16 protein-coding genes are annotated in these 17,266 nt (G+C 39.8%); 2 read left to right on the top strand and 14 right to left on the bottom strand.

Features of this window, described 5'->3' with window-relative positions:
* Window positions 1–190: 190 nt before the first annotated feature.
* From NSTC745_RS18290 to NSTC745_RS18280, 3 genes are all read right to left on the bottom strand, one after another.
* On the bottom strand, window positions 191–871 hold the full coding sequence (locus tag NSTC745_RS18290; protein ID WP_445638415.1) for a hypothetical protein: 681 nt from the start codon (window positions 869–871) through the stop codon (window positions 191–193).
* Between the two features lie 928 nt (window positions 872–1,799).
* Complete coding sequence (locus tag NSTC745_RS18285; RefSeq protein WP_445638414.1) at window positions 1,800–3,782, bottom strand: heavy metal translocating P-type ATPase; 1,983 nt, start codon at window positions 3,780–3,782, stop codon at window positions 1,800–1,802.
* 311 nt (window positions 3,783–4,093) lie between these two features.
* Window positions 4,094–5,734 (bottom strand): tetratricopeptide repeat protein, encoded by a 1,641-nt coding sequence (locus NSTC745_RS18280; protein WP_445638413.1) that lies wholly within the window; start codon window positions 5,732–5,734, stop codon window positions 4,094–4,096.
* A 519-nt stretch (window positions 5,735–6,253) separates the two neighbouring features.
* Between NSTC745_RS18280 and NSTC745_RS18275 the strand changes: the two genes are divergently transcribed.
* Window positions 6,254–6,712 carry an endonuclease domain-containing protein gene (locus NSTC745_RS18275; RefSeq protein ID WP_445638412.1) on the top strand — a complete coding sequence of 153 codons (459 nt, stop codon included), beginning with the start codon at window positions 6,254–6,256 and terminating at the stop codon, window positions 6,710–6,712.
* A 131-nt stretch (window positions 6,713–6,843) separates the two neighbouring features.
* On the opposite strand, the gene NSTC745_RS18270 is transcribed toward NSTC745_RS18275, so the two are convergent.
* From NSTC745_RS18270 to NSTC745_RS18260, 3 genes are all read right to left on the bottom strand, one after another.
* Window positions 6,844–7,659 (bottom strand): DUF4058 family protein, encoded by an 816-nt coding sequence (locus tag NSTC745_RS18270; protein ID WP_445638411.1) that lies wholly within the window; start codon window positions 7,657–7,659, stop codon window positions 6,844–6,846.
* A gap of 112 nt (window positions 7,660–7,771) precedes the next feature.
* Complete coding sequence (locus NSTC745_RS18265; protein WP_445638410.1) at window positions 7,772–8,308, bottom strand: SH3 domain-containing protein; 537 nt, start codon at window positions 8,306–8,308, stop codon at window positions 7,772–7,774.
* A gap of 511 nt (window positions 8,309–8,819) precedes the next feature.
* Complete coding sequence (locus NSTC745_RS18260; protein WP_445638409.1) at window positions 8,820–10,328, bottom strand: UbiD family decarboxylase; 1,509 nt, start codon at window positions 10,326–10,328, stop codon at window positions 8,820–8,822.
* A gap of 406 nt (window positions 10,329–10,734) precedes the next feature.
* On the opposite strand from NSTC745_RS18260, the gene NSTC745_RS18255 reads away from it, so the two are divergent.
* Window positions 10,735–10,986, top strand: coding sequence for a hypothetical protein (locus NSTC745_RS18255; RefSeq protein ID WP_445638408.1), 252 nt, complete (start codon window positions 10,735–10,737; stop codon window positions 10,984–10,986).
* Window positions 10,987–11,185: 199 nt separating this feature from the next.
* Here the strand turns inward: NSTC745_RS18255 and NSTC745_RS18250 are convergent, their stop codons facing one another.
* The 8 genes from NSTC745_RS18250 to NSTC745_RS18215 all read right to left on the bottom strand — a co-directional run bounded on the left by NSTC745_RS18250 (window position 11,186) and on the right by NSTC745_RS18215 (window position 17,200).
* On the bottom strand, window positions 11,186–11,908 hold the full coding sequence (locus NSTC745_RS18250) for a carbonic anhydrase (RefSeq protein WP_445638407.1): 723 nt from the start codon (window positions 11,906–11,908) through the stop codon (window positions 11,186–11,188).
* A gap of 201 nt (window positions 11,909–12,109) precedes the next feature.
* Entirely contained in the window at window positions 12,110–12,577 is a 468-nt protein-coding gene (locus NSTC745_RS18245; protein WP_445638406.1) for a putative molybdenum carrier protein, read from the bottom strand.
* A gap of 156 nt (window positions 12,578–12,733) precedes the next feature.
* Window positions 12,734–13,462, bottom strand: coding sequence for an ABC transporter ATP-binding protein (locus tag NSTC745_RS18240; protein WP_445638405.1), 729 nt, complete (start codon window positions 13,460–13,462; stop codon window positions 12,734–12,736).
* Window positions 13,463–13,566: 104 nt separating this feature from the next.
* The gene (locus tag NSTC745_RS18235; protein ID WP_445638404.1) at window positions 13,567–13,794 is read right to left on the bottom strand and encodes an indolepyruvate ferredoxin oxidoreductase subunit alpha; all 228 of its coding nucleotides are present in this window, start codon (window positions 13,792–13,794) and stop codon (window positions 13,567–13,569) included.
* A 14-nt stretch (window positions 13,795–13,808) separates the two neighbouring features.
* The gene (locus NSTC745_RS18230; RefSeq protein WP_445638403.1) at window positions 13,809–14,030 is read right to left on the bottom strand and encodes a hypothetical protein; all 222 of its coding nucleotides are present in this window, start codon (window positions 14,028–14,030) and stop codon (window positions 13,809–13,811) included.
* Window positions 14,031–14,055: 25 nt separating this feature from the next.
* Window positions 14,056–15,267, bottom strand: coding sequence for an ATP phosphoribosyltransferase regulatory subunit (locus tag NSTC745_RS18225; protein ID WP_445638402.1), 1,212 nt, complete (start codon window positions 15,265–15,267; stop codon window positions 14,056–14,058).
* Window positions 15,267–16,226, bottom strand: a complete 960-nt coding sequence (locus NSTC745_RS18220) for a J domain-containing protein (protein ID WP_445638401.1) — start codon at window positions 16,224–16,226, stop codon at window positions 15,267–15,269. The genes NSTC745_RS18225 and NSTC745_RS18220 overlap by 1 nt, the downstream gene beginning before the upstream one ends.
* Before the next feature lie 161 nt (window positions 16,227–16,387).
* A complete protein-coding gene (locus NSTC745_RS18215; protein WP_445638400.1) occupies window positions 16,388–17,200 on the bottom strand; it encodes an inositol monophosphatase family protein in 813 nt (270 codons plus the stop codon).
* Between the last annotated feature and the right edge of the window lie 66 nt (window positions 17,201–17,266).

Here is a 17,266-nt window from a genome sequence, read left to right as displayed (position 1 = left end):
GGGCATTGGGTATGGGAAAAGGGAAAGGGGTAAGGGGAAAAGATGTAGGTTGGGTTGAGGAACGAAACCCAACACCTCAAAGTCTTACCTTTGTTGGGTTTCACTCCGTTCAACCCAACCTACATATCTGGTTCATTTTTTTCTCGAATTGGTATCAGGCGTAATTATAAGTATTCACCCGAACATAATATTATTCCTGGCTTGGGTTCAATACAACGATAATTTCTGATAGCTTAATTCCCAGAGGTTTCCAATGGGAATTGCTGGAGGAAAAAGTACCATCCCCAGACACTGCTTGGTAGTCATTGGGAAACTTTTCGTATGCGCTAGGAGCAGCGTCTACTCGGAAAATTACTTTGCCTTGATAGCGAGATAACTTGCTACTATCTAACAAAATTGTACCGCCGTAATCCCAACCTAATCCATAGAGTTTAAAGTTACCTAATTTCTTGCGTAACTCGCTCAATGGGGTTCCAACGCCGATACCTTCGCGGGTTTTCCAAGCTGAACCCAAGTTACGCACATCCAGAGGTTTGGTACGGGTCTTATCACTCCAGACTACCAAAAGCGATCGCCCTCGATCTAACTTTAATTGAGTAGCTGCAAAACTACCGATTCCTTCAGCACCAGAAATGGTTTTATCAACAACACGAGACGCACCAAATAACTTAACTAAATCTTGTTTGGTGGTTGTGCGTGTTATCGGCCCGACTCTTTCCCCAGGAATAATTAAGGTGTCTGTTAATGGTTGGGATTTAGCAATAGTAACTGAACTATCGATTTTTGGGGTTAATCCAACTGCTTCTTTTGCAGAAGAAATTAGCAACAACGCTAACGCAGCTGTAGCGATCGTTTTAATATATGAGTTCACGGTATACCTCGACGGAATGCGATCGTAATAGTTTCTTCAATTATTACTTTTGAGTTTTAACTTCTACAGTTTCGCAATCACGGATTCCCGATTTTATTAAGGATCTCTACTAAAACATGTTCATGACTCGCTCAAAAACATGTCCGATTGGCAAAAACATGTTGATTTGTCACTTCAGAGGGTGTCAGATCGAGAAAAATGTCTTAATTAATAAATTAACAATAAGTAGTTCGAGAAAAAATTCTTTTTGACTTATCATTCGATGACTTTGTATAAATAACAAATAAGTCGTTCTAGAACCACTTTAGTTTTATTTATACAAAAACACAAATTTCGAGAAAAACATGTCCATGTATAAGCTCAACTTAAGTTGTTCTATAACGGGTTATTCTAGGCTTATACGAAGATGAGTTTTTTGGTATTCAGACCACAATTGAGGCGAGGAGTAGAGAGTAGTGTAGTTCAATTACTTGAAAAGCGCTGTAATGTTCTACTTTATATCGCTTCTCTGTGAAGCGGCATTTACCACCCGGCTACCCCGTCCCCCCTTGTTAAGGCTACCGTGTATACACAAGTCGAATTACCCCCCTTAATCCCCCCTTGTCAAGGGGGGAAACAAGAAAATCCAGTTCCCTCCCCTTGACAAGGGGGAGCCACTGCGTTGGGCGGCTCTGCCGACTTGTTCGCGCAGCGTCTCCGACAGGAGAAGCAAGTGGCGTTAGGGTTAGGGTGGGGTAATTCAAGGACTGGTAGTGATTCGATAACTTGTGTGTACATCGTAGCCTTGCCAAGGGGAGACTACAGGGGGGTCTTGATTATGTGCAGCTTCATACAGAATTGATATTACGGGAAAACCAAACACAAACAATCAATGGGCATTTTAATCTCCTTCTGACTCCTGAATTCTGAATTCTGAATTCTAAGTTCTTCATTTCATCACTCTAGTTGCGTTGAAAATTGCTAGCATTGCTACTCCAACATCAGCAAAGACAGCTTCCCACATTGTTGCTATCCCTAAAATACCCAATCCAATAAATACACCTTTAATTGCTAAAGCAAACCCAATATTTTGCCAAACTATTTGCCGAGTTTTTCTAGCTATTTGTATTGCTTCTGCAACTTTTGACGGTGCATCTGTCATAATCACAATATCGGCAGTTTCTATGGCTGCATCTGAACCTAAGCCGCCCATTGCCATGCCAACATCTGCTCTGGCAATCACTGGCGCATCATTAATTCCATCGCCAATGAAGGCTACTTTACCATGTTTGTCGGTGGTGCTAATTAATTTTTCAATTGCATTGACTTTTTGTTCTGGTAATAACTCTGCTTCGTAGATATCTATGCCAATTTGTTGAGCAATTCGAGAAGCGATCGCTTGATTATCTCCTGTTAACATTACTGTTTTCTCTACACCCATCTTTTTGAGTGTTTGAATTGCTTGTTTAGCATCTTCTTTAACTTCATCATCAATCACTATATACCCAGCGTAAATATTATCTACTGCTACATGAATAACTGTTCCTTCTACTAGGCAATTATCATGAGCAATGCGTTCTTTATGTAATAGGCGATCGCTTCCTGCGATCGCTACCTTATTTTCAACTTTAGCTCTAATTCCATAACCGGCTATCTCTTCATAATCTCTCACATCAGATGCATCAATATTATTACCGTGAGCATTGCGGATAGATTGGGCAATGGGATGATTAGAATGCAATTCAACCTTAGCAGCTAATTCCAGTAATTCTTGCTGAGTAAAATTATTTTTTGGTACTATTACTACAACTTTAAATACTCCTTTTGTTAAAGTCCCTGTTTTATCAAAAACAACTGTTTTGACTGCACAGAGGCTATCTAAAAACGTAGAACCTTTTACCAAAATACCGCGTTTAGCTGCACCTCCAACACCTCCAAAATAACCTAATGGAATACTTATTACTAGTCCACATGGGCAAGAAATAACTAATAAAATCAGGGCGCGATAAATCCATTCTGAAGAAGTTGCGCCAGGAATGAATAAAGGAGGTAATAAAGCAACTGCTAAAGATGTAAAAACTACTACGGGCGTGTAATATCGAGCAAATTTAGTAATAAATTTCTCTGTTTCGGCTTTTTTGCTTTTGGCATTCTGTACCAAGTCTAAAATCTTAGCAATGGAAGATTCATCAAAAAGTTTTGTGACTTTAATGCTGAGAACACCGATTTTATTGATTGTTCCAGCTAAAACTGTTTCTCCCAGCTTCACAGTTCGCGGCACAGATTCGCCAGTTAACGCAGATGTATCAACTTGAGAATTACCTTCAATAATTCCCCCATCTAAGGGAATCTTTTCTCCTGGTTTGACGACGATAATATCTCCAATTTTTACTGTGTCTGGCGATACTTTTTTTAGCCCATTTTCTGTTTGAAGATTTGCATAGTCTGGGCGTATTTCTAATAAAGCTTTGATAGAATTACGAGAACGACTGACGGCAATATCTTGGAACAATTCGCCAATTTTATAAAATAACATAACTCCCACAGCTTCGGGTAATTTATGAATTGCGATCGCTCCTAGTGTCGCTACTGTCATTAAAAATGTTTCATCAAATATTCTACCTCTAAGTATATTGCGTCCCGCAGTTTTTAAAACACTCCATCCACTTAATAAATAGGCAGGAATGAACACCAAATATTCACCTATTGAGTAGAGTGTATTATGCAATTGGTTTTCAAAAATTACACCAGGCGCATACAAACTTAAAATGATTATTAAAGGAAACACCTCATTTTTAAGGTTGAATTCTTCACCGTGATTATGATTGTGGTCATGGTTATGATTCTCATCATGATGATGGTTATGATTCTCATCATGCTCGTGTTCGCAACTGCAACAATCTGAAGATTCTGAATGTAGTTTTTGCTTCATTTTTTTTGATAATACTAGGTTTTTTGATGTATAACCTTTCTTTAAAGATAATCAAAAAAATAACTTTTTACAAGTTAATTCTTTAAGAAAGATAATCAATATCAATAAATAAGAATTCAGAACTCAGGAGTAATAATTCAGAAGATTTCATGTTAAATATTGCGATTGATTTTTAGCAATTACTGAGATTTATAAAATTATTAAATATTTTAATTTGATAATAAGTATCAATCTCACTCAACATGCTTTGGGAGATCGGGAAATAGAGGGAATAAATAATACTCAACGCCCAATACCCCGTTTCCAATAGCCTAAAAGTTTAAAATATCTAATGACTCTTCGATTTCTAAATCTAATATTCTTTGTTTTGTATCTTTGAGGGCTTCTAGCTTGCCTTCTTTACGATAGATATCTGCGGCTTTTTGAAAATCTTCAATTGCTCCCTGTTTATCTCCCATTTCTAAACGGATATTGCCGCGATTATAATAAGCATCTGCATAATTAGAATTAATCTCGATCGCTTGGGTATAATCTTCAAATGCCCCTTCAAAATCTCCTAAATCAAAACGAGCATTACCACGATTGTAATATGCATCGATATAATTAGGATTAATCTGTATTGCCTGAGTATAATCTTCAATTGCTCCTTGAAAATCTCCTAAATCAGAACGAGCATTACCACGATTTTTGTAAGCTACAGCATCTTGAGGATTAATTTTGATTGCTTGGGAAAATACTGGTGGAGTTCCTAGTAAATAACGAGCAATACCACGATTTTTATAAGCATCAGCATAATCGGGATTAATTTTAATAGCTTGCGTATAATCTTCAATAGCTCCTTGGTTATCTCCTGTATGAGAACGAGCTTCAGCGCGGTTTTTATAAGCTACGGCAAGGTTAGGATTAATTCTAATAGCTTGGGTATAATCATTAATTGCTTCTTCTAATCTTCCAAGTTGATATAAAGCCAAACCTCGTTTATTATAAGATTTAGCATCATTAATATTTATTTGTATTGCTTGAGAATAATCTGCGATCGCTGCTTCATAATCACCTATTTGGTAATGAGCTAAACCTCGTTTATAATACAACTCAGCATCGCTATGATTAACTTCTAAGATTTGATTATAGCTAGCGATCGCATTTGCATATTCTCCTTTTTTAAAAGATTCATCACCTAATTTTATATAAAGTAAACTTAAATCTTCATCACGAGAATATAAATAGCTTTCTACATCAGGTTTAAAAGAAGATTTGAGCAACTGATTATTAGTTGGCTTAGGTGGCGTTTCTTTTTTTGGAAAATATTTGTAAATTGGTGGCTGTTGCTTTAAATAGTTCTGATTTACAGAAGATTGTAACTGTTCTAAATAGCAAAATAAACCACCACCATAAAGTAACTGGTCTATCCCAAATGAAATTCTGCCAGTCTTCAACTTAATCATTTGGGTTGGGAGAAAGCCAGCTAAAAAAAGGTGATATTCAGATTGTGCCTCGCTCACATCTTCCTGAATTAAAATGCAAACTACAACTGCATTTTTTTCAACTTCTTCAGAACTAATTGACCATCTAACTCTGTCAATACTACCGTGACGAGATTTAACTTCGATACCAATAGATGGGTCAGAAGTCAAGGTAAAATCTATTTTACCATCACCTCCGAATCGCTTTTCATAATCGACTTCGGTAATAAAATCAGTTAAACGTTCCTTGACAACTTCCTCACCGAGTTTTCCTTTAAGGTAGCTAAGAAAAACATCACGAACTGGCAAAACGCGCTTATATTTCTCAGCCATTTGCCAGCAAAATTCCCGTAGCGTCTTTAACCTTTCTCCTGAAATTATAGTTAATTCACTATATTGACCTTCTGTTTCACAATGAAGCAGACAACCAGATGCTAACCTTTTGATAAAATCAGACTGTAGCGATCGCAGTAGCGTAATCCAGTCCATTTTGATTGCTGCGAATTTTTTGATGAGATTATTCTATTAAAATATTCATTCGGCGTAAACCTTTTAATTAGCTTGGGCGATATTCCCCAAAATTGCTTAACCTTATATATTAAATCTTAATTTAATTTAATGCAATTAAATTTGCAGAAAGTGAGCGTATTACGATATAGCAGGTTATCGTCAGATTTAACCGATTTTTACAGTTGAATTGAAATACTAAATTATTGATATATTTGCCGGAGTTATTCTAAGGTATTCACAGTTCAAATCAGCCATAACTACTGTAGCAAATGGGTTAGAACTTGCTTCTAATTCTGTCCATTGGTGACTATATTTAAGTAATTTGACAATGGGAAATTTGAAATTGACTTCGCAATCCCATAATTCATTGCTAAACTGACTTGGTTTTCATATGGGGCGATCGCGATCGTGCCACAGTTTTGAAGAGTTAGGGAAAGGCGCGATCGCAGGGAATAATACATACGTCAAATATTAATTAGCTAGCCATAAACAGCGCAAATGTCCCAAGATCGAAACCCTAACCCAAATCCCATTCCTCACTCCAGTCCCCCCTCCTCGCTTGCGGGGAGGGGGTTAGGGGGTGGGGTTCCGGGAAATGTTTGGCAAACGCCATATGAACTTTGGAAAAAACTTAAACCCTTAGCGCGACAAATGCGGCGTGAAGCAACTCCAGCAGAAAAGTTACTTTGGCAAAAGTTGAGACACAAACAAGTTTTGGGTTTCAAGTTCCGCCGTCAGCAAGCAATCGATCGTTTTATCGTCGATTTTTATTGTCATGAAACGCGGTTAGTGGTGGAAGTGGATGGCGAAATTCACGACTATACACAACAGGAAGATGCGATACGTCAAGAGTTTTTGGAAAGTTTGGGGTTGCAGGTTGTACGATTTAGAAATGAGGATGTTCTGGAAAGAATAGAGGGGGTGTTAGAGGATATTGCTGGTTACTTGGAGAGATAGAACCCCACCCCCAACCCCCTCCCCGCAAGCGAGGAGGGGGCTAAATTATCTGGTTTTGTAATCCTAGAAATAATTCAGGATGTTATAAATAGGGTTCATTCTAAAAAAGATAGAAGGCATTGATTTAACCCTTATAGTCTTAGCCCTTTATCCCTTAATAATGCATCAACCCAAGCTGCATTATCTTCTGACAATTGTAATGCTGGCTGTTGACTGTAATCTATTACTAAATCATAACTTCCACGGTCATAAATCCCAGCTAACAAATTCTGCAAATCTACCAAAGGTTCACTATCATCAGTTCGCAATGGCAAGGGAAATGAGGGAATTACATCTTGTAAATTAAAAGCATATAAATCAGATTGAGGACGATTTTCTGCACGACTAACTAAAATCCGGTAGTCATTTTGCGTACCATCACCAAAAACTAGCATTGGTTCCCCAGCACGTAATAAATCAATTTCCACCAAATTTGTTAAGCTTCCCAAGACTCTTTGTCGTTTAGTTTCGTATGCGTCGCGTCCTTCTCCTGGGCGTTTATTTTTTGGTGAAAGAACTCCAATTGCTGTCACAACTTCTTTTGTTCCTACCTTCCTCACCTCTAAATATCTCTCTTTGACTGTCTCAGGTATAGGAACTGTTACCGTTTTAGGTTGAACCGCAGGTACCGCTACAGCTACATTAGGTATTTTAGAATTTACTACTGTCTGTGAATTTTTTATTATCACATCAGGAATACCAACCAAAAGTCTATCATGGCCAGTAGTTTGATAAATTCGTTCTTCAATAGCGACAAAATATTTAGGGCGCAGTTGAGGAGATAATGAGTCTGCGTAGATGCGAAGCAGCTTGTCGTCAGACATCGCTACTGTTAGTCTCCCATGTACTCCCGGCCATAATGCAGGATCTTCTAAATACGGGTTCATTCCTGGAAATGGAGAAGGCATAAGCAGTTTTAAATTCTAAATTGTCGCGTTCCAATGTTGGCAATTATTCTGGAACCGCTTATTAGAATTATCACTTATGCCTCACTTGTTCGTAGTACTCAGATATGGAATTTTAAGAACAACTAGTCAGCGCTGCACCACATTGATCTTCTCTTTTCAGCCAACCCTTAACACCTTGATATTCTACCTGCGCCCAATCTCCCCGACAGCCTAACAATTTGACAGGGGTATTAGCAGCAATTCTTCCCACTTTTCGGCTTTGTTCATTGCTATTAGCATAAACCTCTACGCCATTAGTACCATAGCCCTGAGTTGATAAACCTAAGTTTGGCACAAACACCCATCCAGTGCCTTGAAAACCATAACTAGCATTAGTAATCTGTACCCAATTTTTAACAGCCGCAACAACTTGAACTGTTTCATTAATCGGTATTCGCCCTACAATTCTATTTTTCGTACTTCCACCACTCCGCACATTTAAACCTTGCGGGTCTGTATCAGTAACGTAGGCAAAAATATCGCATTTTTGTACATTAGTTGATTTCGCTAAAGCTATTTGATTAGCTATACCACTTAGCATTACACTAATACAACTGAATGCCAATGCGATCGCGAACTTGTTTGCTGAATTTTTCACTTTTTTGGCCATAATTTATCCAATCTCCTGGCATCAGTAATCAAAGCTGGAGTTATATTGCTATTTCACATGGTAATTATTATTAAAATCGATTTTCATCTGTAAGAACTCTCGATTTTACAAAATTTAGTTATGCGAATCGCCCATGAAGTTACACAGCCAGAAAACTGATTATGAACATATCAGTATATGGTGTAGCTAATACCAATACTAACTTTCCAAATTTATTAACCTTTATTGAATTAGTATAAGTCCCAATATTATGTCAATATTGAGATAATATTCTGAAATAGATTGTTAATATAAACGAGTATCAGTGTTTGATAATTAGACAATAAATAAAATTATTAATGTATTTCAAACCTAGAAAATATTATTTCTTTGACGATTAAAAACTAATGCTGAGATTTATAAAAATTTACCAATTCATTAAATTTAGATTTGATAAATTCTGCTTGCTGCATTGGGTAAAAAATTCATTGATAACAGCAGTTATCTGATAACTGCTGTGACGAACATCAAACTACTTCATATCGTAACCAAATAAATTCGGGTCAACTTCTCCTAATTGCAACTCTGCCAAACCATACTCCGCCCATCGTCTATCTACCATCGCCGCCACATCTGGATCTGATTCTAAAGTAGCGCCCCACTCGTGTTCTGTTTCCGGCGGAATTTTCGTGGTAGCATCAATTCCCATGCGTCCACCCAAGCCAATTTTTTCGCTAGCAAAATCCAAACTATCAAAGGGCGTATTCGGCAAAATAAACACATCCCGAACTGGGTCAACTTTAGAACTAATTGCCCAGACAACTTGACGCGGATCGCGAATATTTATGTCTTTATCCACGACAATCACAAATTTAGTGTAAGTAAATTGTGGTAAAGCACTCCAAAACGCCAAAGCCGCCCGTCTTGCTTGTCCTGGATATGCTTTGTCAATGGAAATAATCGCCGCTTTGTAACTCAAAGCCTCCATTGGTAAGAAGAAATCGACAATTTCGGAGACTTGTTGCCGCAGAATAGGTGTATAGATGCGATTAAGTGCGATCGCCATCATCGCTTCTTCTTTGGGTGGACGACCGCTAAATGTTGTTAAGTAAATCGGATCTTTACGGTGTGTCATGCATTGGAAGCGAATCAAAGGCGAATCCTCAACGCCACCGTAATAACCCATGTGGTCGCCAAAAGGCCCATCCGGCAAAACTTCCCCTGGTGTAATGGTTCCTTCCAAAACAAATTCTGAATCTGCGGGAACTTCTAAATCTACAGTTTTACACTTAGCTAGCTGCACGCCCGAACCGCCATACAGTCCAGCAAACAGCCATTCTGATAAATCTACAGGAATGGGCGTAGCTGCTGCCATGATAATTAAAGGATCTACACCAAGTGCGATCGCCACTTCTAATTTTTTCCCACGTTCGGCTGCTTTTCGCAAATGCCTCGCCCCGCCCCGCACCGATAACCAGTGAACCGTCATCGTATTTTTGGATTGTAGTTGCAAGCGATACACCCCTACATTTGGCGTACCAGTCTCACAATCCTTGGTAATTACTAATCCCAGCGTAATAATCTTGCCAGCATCACCACAATAAGGACGTATTAAAGGCAACTTATTTAAATCCAAATCATCGCCTTCAATCGCAACTTGTTGACAAGCCGGAAAAAAGTCCCGTCCCGGTTTCGCCTTCACTACATCAAACAGCACCTTACCAAAATCTATCGCCTGGGAAATCTTCTTCGGCGGTTTTGGTTGTTGCAGCATACTCAACTTTTTCCCCAGAGTTTCCAATTCCTCTGGATGCTGCATATTCATCGCCCAGCAAATTCTTTCCACAGTTCCCATCAAATTCACCGCCACTGGGAAAGAAGCACCTTTGACATTTTCAAATAACAACCCTGGCCCACCTTTCTGTAGCATCCGGTTAGAAATCTCAGCAATTTCTAAATCTGGGTCAACTAAAGCTGAAATCCGCCGTAATTGTCCTCTTTGTTCTAGAATTTTAATGAATCCCCGTAAGTCTCTGGCCATAGTTCTTGTAAAGCAGATTATTTAAGAAGTGTGAAGCGCTTTCTTATATTATTAGTCATTTGTCATTAGTCATTGGGCATTTGTTTCCCGTCCTTCCTCTGCCCGTCTATTCTCTACTCCCTATGTAGCCTTAACTGTAAATTAACCTGTTTGTTAACGTTTATTAACTAAGTTTTACAAACATTTTAGTTATCCTAACTGAGGATAGGCATTATTTTTGATAAATAAGCGCTAACCTAATCAAACATGGCCAGAATAAACTATACCTTCCCAGCAGGCGGTCTTGTTATGTGACCCCTACTGGGTTTATTTGTTACAAGCTTTAGAGCGACACAAATCTTTGTGCTTCTACCCTCTGGTTTTCTTCATAAAAGGTATACAGGAAATCATGGTTAACAGGCAATTTATGAATAAAGCTAATCACCACATAGGAATTTATCGATTGTTCAGCATTATTATTGTTGTTGTATTAAAGCTAATTTCTTACTTTTTTATACTATTTTTAATTCAGCACAAACTCTTACTTTATCCCTATGTTGACATTGGTGGCGTTGTTTATCCAAAAGTTTTCGATTTAGATGTATTAGACGCATTAATATTTGTTTCGCTTCTTGGCTTTCTATGTGGAGCTTTCGTAAAAATAGCCCATTCAAAATAATTAACCTAATTTTTATAATTATTTTCCTTACTTCAGCCATAGAAACTTTATTTTTTTGTTGTCGGTTTATACAGCTTCAAAATCTTTCTTCTTCATTAGTAAGCTGTGACAAATTTTCAGTTAATATCCCTGGTTGTTATATACCTTAGACTTGAATATGAATATGACGGAAACTCAAAATTATACGTATAACACACGATCAATTAACAAGATTGACCTTACCAGTATCAAGATCGTAATAAGCACCAACAATTTTGAGTTTGCCAGCATCTATAAATTTTGCTAATATTCCTGAGCTTTCTTGTAATTTTTTCGCTTGATATTTAACATTGGCTTTAACCGCATTATCACTAGTATTATCAGTTGTTAATTTTAGATTTGCTAAAGCCGGCTTGATACCTTCAACAACAAAACCAATTCTGCCAGGAAGTGGTTCGTTTTTAATTGCTTCTGTAACTGCGCCGCATCTTTTATGACCTAAAACTACAATTAACTGCGAACCTAATACGGCTGTAGAATATTCCAAACTACCTATAGCCATGTCACTGGCGACATTGCCAGCCACTCGCACAACAAATAAATCTCCAAGCCCCTGGTCGAAAACTATTTCCGCAGGTACTCTAGAATCTGCACAGCCTAATATTGCAGCAAATGGATACTGAGCTTTAGCAACTAATTGTAGACGTTCTAACGATCGATCTGCATATTTGCGTTGTTGATTAACAAATCTTTGATTACCATTGAGCAAGCGTTGAATAGCTTCATTAGCATTGACTGGATTAGGGTTAACTGAATGAACATCAGCCGCAGCAACTTGTTGTGTATCCCAAAAGCGATGTCCAAAAGCACCAGTACCAATACCCATTACGCTTGCGAATTTCAAGAAATAACGTCGCCCTACGAATCCATTAATTTGACTCATCAATCTACCTGACAACATTTTTCTTAATATCAGGAAGATATCAGATGTAAATAGAATGCAAGAGTACCCTGTTACACGGTTTAAGAGTGATTTAACAAAACAGAATTCAGAATTCAGGAGCCAGAATTCAGTACTAAAAGAAGTTTTATACTTGGTGTTGAAACTGAAGTTGCGTGCTTTACCAACTTGAATCTGCTGTATTTAGTAAAAAATAGCTTCTTCAAAAGTACTTTTCACAAACTGATATACTTCTGGTTCCTCTGAAGCTCTTGGCCCTGCAACATTTAGAATTAGTATTTTATAATTAGATATAAATAATAATAATTCGTTGACAGGATTTACATGAGCTAGCTCTTTACATATATGTATACAAGGTTTCTCATATCTTTGAGCTAATTCAGCAGTTAATAAAGTGCCTGCAAAAAGTTTTCTAGTAATAGAAAATATCACAGTTCCATCAGAGTCGCGGACATTCCATTCAGTCCGTTGGGAATATTCAGCTGATGGTGTTTCAGTTAGGTTATAGCGTGGATTAATAACACCATCTTCTGCTTTACGTCCTTTGGGACACCAGCCTCCGTGGGGAATTTGATAAGCTATAGCCCAATCCAGAGCTGCGCGGTCTGCTCCTGTTTGACCGCCAGAAACTATTTTTAAGCTGTTAGCCATTTTAAATATGAAGGAACTTACAGAGTAAATTATTCTCTAGTACAGCACGGCCTAAATAAAGAACCCATTCCGAATCAACGAAACTCTTATGCTGTATTAATTTTGAATTTTGAATACTTCGACTGCGCTCAGTACAAGTTTTGAATTTTGAATTATCTAATGCCTTTTACCTGCTCCCAGATACAGTTCGCCGACTTTCGGGTCATTCAATAATTCTTGACCGGGGCCGGAGATAGCATCGCGTCCAGACTCTAGTACATATCCACGATGAGCCATTTCTAAAGCCTTGCGGGCATTTTGTTCTACTAATACGATCGCAGTACCCGTTTGATTAATTTGTTTAATCTGCTCAAAAACTTGTGTTACCAAAATTGGCGATAAAGCAGCAGAAGGTTCGTCTAAAATTAGCAAACTCGGTTCCAACATCAAAGCTTTGCCCATCGCTAGCATCTGGCGTTCTCCTCCAGATAAGGTACCAGCGCGTTGATTGCGGCGATCGCTCAGTCTAGGAAACATAGTAAATATTTTATCTTTGAGTGGTTTCAAAGGAACATTGAGGACAAAAGCACCCATCTCCAAGTTCTCTTCGATACTCAGGGAAGGGAAAACATTAACTATTTGTGGTACGTAGCACATTCCCTTTTGCACGATTTGATTCGACTTTAGTCCCACAATACTTTCACCTTTGAAGGTAATTGCGCCAGTGTGAGGGATTAAAAGCCCAAAAATTGTTTTTGCCAAAGTAGATTTACCAGCACCATTAGGGCCAATTACTGCTACCAATTCCCCTGGTGCAACGTGAAAATTCACACCTTGTAGGATATCTACATCTTTGATATATCCGGCGTGGACGTTTTGAACTTCTAGTAAATAATCATTTGTCATGTGTCGTTTGTGATTCGTCGCTTGTACTGAGCGGAGCCGAAGTATTTGTCATTTGTCAGTGGTCATTGGCAAAAAACAACTGACAACTGACCACTGACTATGAACTATTCCGGAGTTTTTTGCAACTCCGGTCGTTCTTCTGGAAGAATTGCCCCTTCGACTGGGCAAACTTGGAGACATATACCACAGTCAATGCAGGTGGTAAAGTCAATCCAGTACCAATCAGTTCCCTTAGCGTTTTTGCCAGGGCCATCATGAATGCAAGCTACCGGACAGGCTTCTACGCAGTCAGCAACGCCTTCACAGACTTCTGTAACAATTGTGTGCGGCATGTTCTCGATTCCCTCTATTCTGTATCGGCTACTTCTAGCCTAGCAGGGGAGGGGGCGGAGGGGCGGAGGGGCGGAGGGGCAGGGGGGCAGGGGAGACAAGGAAGTGTGGGGAGTGTGGGGAGAGAGGGGGATGGAGGAGTGTGGGGAGTGTGGGGAGAGAGGGGGGAAAGATTTTTTCCCACACCTCCCACACCTCCCACACCTCCCACACCTCCCACACCTGCCCCATGCCCCATGCCCCATGCCCTATGCCCAATTCACTTAACGCAATGATTCAATTTTTGGTGAGCCATCAGCTTTAATCCAAGCGATTTGGGCAATGCCGCGATTGCGTGCATATTCGCGGATGGCGTCTGCATCCCTTCTGAGCAAATCCATTTCTACTCGCACCAAATGAGTGGAATCTCGTAGTTTTTGCGCGTATGCAAAGGCAGGAGCGTCAGCACTCGGTGTCTCTGGCACTACTAACCAGTTGCTAGCTGGCGTTGTCTGCGGTAATTGCCCAGTAGATAATAAAACTTGGTATAAATCTTCGATGTTGAGTACAAAACCAATTCCGGGGATGTTTTCTCCTTGGGGATGATATAGCCCCAAAAGCTGGTCGTAGCGACCACCCTGCCCTAAAATTCGGGCTTGGGATGCGGTATCATTAACAACTTGAAAGACAATGCCAGTGTAGTAGTCTATGGTCTGGATTAGGCTCAGGTCGAGGATTAAGGAGAATTTTTTCTCTGATTCCAGTAATTCTACTAAGGATTTGAGATCGTTTACTGCTTGTTGTTGTTGTTCGTCTAGTTGCAAGCTACTGACTTTTTGCAAAACTTCAGCACTCGGCCCGCGCAGATCCATCATGATGCGGGCGCGATCGCGTAGTTCGTCACTTAGAGGTAAGGTATCTATAGTGATGCGGTCAAGATTAGCGATCGCACTGCGGACTTTATCTTGTAAGTTAACAGGAAAAGCATTTAGCAGCGATCGGGTAATTCCCGCTTCACCTAAAATTAAGTGCCATTGGCGCAAACCCAGCGCAGCCAGACAATCTGCTACCAATAGCAGCACTTCTGCATTCGCTAGCAACCCACCAGCACCCAATAACTCGACTCCAGCTTGATAAAACTCGTGCTGGCGATTATGCCTACTTTCCCAACTGCGGCGAAATACGTTGGCATTGTAGTATAGCCGTTGGGGATAAGTTACACCTGCCATGCGAGTCACAACAGTGCGAGCAATAGAAGCTGTTAATTCTGGACGCAAGCCCAGTTCATCGTCTTCGCTATTTTGTAGTTGAATTACCATTTGGCGCTGGATTGCTTCCCCCGCCATCAAGGTATCCATCCGTTCCAAAGTCGAGGTGATAATCCTGTGATATCCCCAACGATGAAACACTTGTTGTAATCTATCTTCAATCCAGCGTTTTTTCGCCACATCTAAGGGTAATAAATCCCTGGCTCCCGCTGCTGGTTGATACACCATTATTTTTTCTTCCCACCAAACAAACCACCGAACAAACCACCATTACCAGATTTATCTGGTTGCTTATCTTCATTATTAGGAGATGAAGTCACCTTACGATCGGTAGGTTGTTGTCCTAAAGCTTTATCTATTTTAGGTTTCCATTGCGACGCTAATTGGTCATTAGGATCTAATTTCAGAGCATTGTCAAAATGGATTTTTGCCATTTTTAGCTGATTTTGCTTCAAATACACCATTCCAATCAAGCTATGGCAGTGACTATTTTTCGGTTCTAGCTTCAAAGCTTCCTGCAACTCTACTTTGGCTTGGGTAAATTGGTTTTTTTCAATCAAAGATTGAGCGCGACGAACATACTGTTCTACAACAGAGTCTTCTTTTGGCGGTGCTGGCGGTGCTGGTGATGTCTGTTTTGCTGTATCTGGCTTAGGTGTAGCCGAGTTAACTTTTGGTTGAGCAGTTGATAGTGGTGGTGGGGATGTTTTAACTGCACTCCGCATTAGGTAGACCAAATTCAACTCACTAATTTGAGCAATGACTTGGAGGGCTTGCTCTAGAGAATCATATTGGGTTTGGGCGAGTTTAGCGATCGCACTTTTATACGAATGATCGATATTACCAGCATTAGCTAACTGTCTACCTAATTCTGTATGTAAAGTCACCGAAGTAGATTCTTGTACCAGCCGCTTGCCCATTTGCGACAAAATCAAAATATATTCTGTTCTAGTGCGCTCGTTAGCAAGTTTTTCGTAAGCTGGGTTAACCAACTTAGATAACAATTCATTACCTAGCTGTTTTTGTTCGGGAGTTTCAGTAATACTACTATCCGGGTGTAAACGGCGAGCGATTTGAAGATAGCGTTTGCGAATATCTTTAACATCCGCATCAACTGGAACGCACAATATTGCGTGATGATCTATGAAATCATATCTAAATAATCCACGATCTATTTTCAAAGACATATAGTAATTTGCACCAAAGGAGCAATTAGATTTTTTCTAGTTTACTTCGCTCGATCGGCGATCCGTCAGTAGCAAATTGTTATTTGTCATTTGTCATTTGTCATTGGTCATTAGTTATTTTTCCCCATCTCCCCACCTCCTCATCTCTCCTGCTCCCCTGCTCACTTCCACGCTGACAGGGGCGGAACTTGTAAAAGTTCGCGGCTGGTGGTGTCGTGAATGTGACCATTTGTGGCGAGAATTCTACCTGATTCAATTTTTAAGGGAGTGCCATCGTAGGCGGTAACTTTGCCGCCAGCTTCTTGTACCAAAATGATACCAGCAGCAATATCCCAAGGTGAAAGTCCCCGTTCCCAGTAACCATCGACGCGTCCACAGGCAACATAGGCTAAATCCAGGGATGCAGAACCGCTGCGTCTGACTCCTTGAGTTAGATGGGTGAGGTGGCAAAATTCTGCGTAATTGTTATCAGAGGTTTCGCGGCGATCGTAGGCAAAACCACTTACCAGCAAGCTTTTATTCAGTTCTGAGGTTGTCGAAACTGCGATCGGGCGGCGGTTGCGCGTTGCTCCCAAACCAGCAGCGGCACGAAATAGTTCGTTGTGAAAGGGGTCATAAATGACACCAACTTGGGGAACGCCATTAATTAACAGCCCGATGGAAACGGCAAAGAATGGATATTGATGGGCGTAATTGGTTGTGCCATCTAAAGGATCTATTGCCCAGAGGTATTCACTTTCGCGATCGCCTAATTTTCCTGATTCTTCAGCGAGAATAGAATGTTGCGGAAAATGGCGACGCAAAATTTCTAAAACCAACTCTTCTGAGGCTTTATCAGCGGCGGTGACTAAATCACCAGGGCGTCCTTTTTCAACAATCGCATCTTCTAACTTACCCAAATAAGCTTGGAGTATACCACCACCAGCTAACGCCGCTTCTGTCGCAATGTCTAGAAAAATTTGTAGATTAGTCATTAGTTATTAGTTATTAGTCATTAGTCATTAGTCATTAGTCATTAGTCATTAGTCATTGGGCAGAAG

It is taken from the genome of Nostoc sp. DSM 114161 (assembly GCF_052692665.1).
The sequence above is the reverse complement of the archived record's forward strand: the minus strand, read 5'-3'. Positions and strand labels throughout refer to the sequence as shown.

Excerpts from the sequence above, each read along its gene's own strand:
- NSTC745_RS18280 (WP_445638413.1), bottom strand. The coding sequence starts at position 5,734 with ATGGACTGGATTACGCTACTGCGATCGCTACAGTCTGATTTTATCAAA.
- NSTC745_RS18225 (WP_445638402.1), bottom strand. The coding sequence starts at position 15,267 with ATGGTGTATCAACCAGCAGCGGGAGCCAGGGATTTATTACCCTTAGAT.
- NSTC745_RS18275 (WP_445638412.1), top strand. The coding sequence starts at position 6,254 with ATGTCCCAAGATCGAAACCCTAACCCAAATCCCATTCCTCACTCCAGT.
- NSTC745_RS18220 (WP_445638401.1), bottom strand. The coding sequence starts at position 16,226 with ATGTCTTTGAAAATAGATCGTGGATTATTTAGATATGATTTCATAGAT.
- NSTC745_RS18285 (WP_445638414.1), bottom strand. The coding sequence starts at position 3,782 with ATGAAGCAAAAACTACATTCAGAATCTTCAGATTGTTGCAGTTGCGAA.
- NSTC745_RS18250 (WP_445638407.1), bottom strand. The coding sequence starts at position 11,908 with ATGAGTCAAATTAATGGATTCGTAGGGCGACGTTATTTCTTGAAATTC.
- NSTC745_RS18240 (WP_445638405.1), bottom strand. The coding sequence starts at position 13,462 with ATGACAAATGATTATTTACTAGAAGTTCAAAACGTCCACGCCGGATAT.
- NSTC745_RS18265 (WP_445638410.1), bottom strand. The coding sequence starts at position 8,308 with ATGGCCAAAAAAGTGAAAAATTCAGCAAACAAGTTCGCGATCGCATTG.
- NSTC745_RS18270 (WP_445638411.1), bottom strand. The coding sequence starts at position 7,659 with ATGCCTTCTCCATTTCCAGGAATGAACCCGTATTTAGAAGATCCTGCA.
- NSTC745_RS18230 (WP_445638403.1), bottom strand. The coding sequence starts at position 14,030 with ATGGGGCATGGGGCAGGTGTGGGAGGTGTGGGAGGTGTGGGAGGTGTG.
- NSTC745_RS18255 (WP_445638408.1), top strand. The coding sequence starts at position 10,735 with ATGAATAAAGCTAATCACCACATAGGAATTTATCGATTGTTCAGCATT.
- NSTC745_RS18245 (WP_445638406.1), bottom strand. The coding sequence starts at position 12,577 with ATGGCTAACAGCTTAAAAATAGTTTCTGGCGGTCAAACAGGAGCAGAC.
- NSTC745_RS18235 (WP_445638404.1), bottom strand. The coding sequence starts at position 13,794 with ATGCCGCACACAATTGTTACAGAAGTCTGTGAAGGCGTTGCTGACTGC.
- NSTC745_RS18260 (WP_445638409.1), bottom strand. The coding sequence starts at position 10,328 with ATGGCCAGAGACTTACGGGGATTCATTAAAATTCTAGAACAAAGAGGA.
- NSTC745_RS18215 (WP_445638400.1), bottom strand. The coding sequence starts at position 17,200 with ATGACTAATCTACAAATTTTTCTAGACATTGCGACAGAAGCGGCGTTA.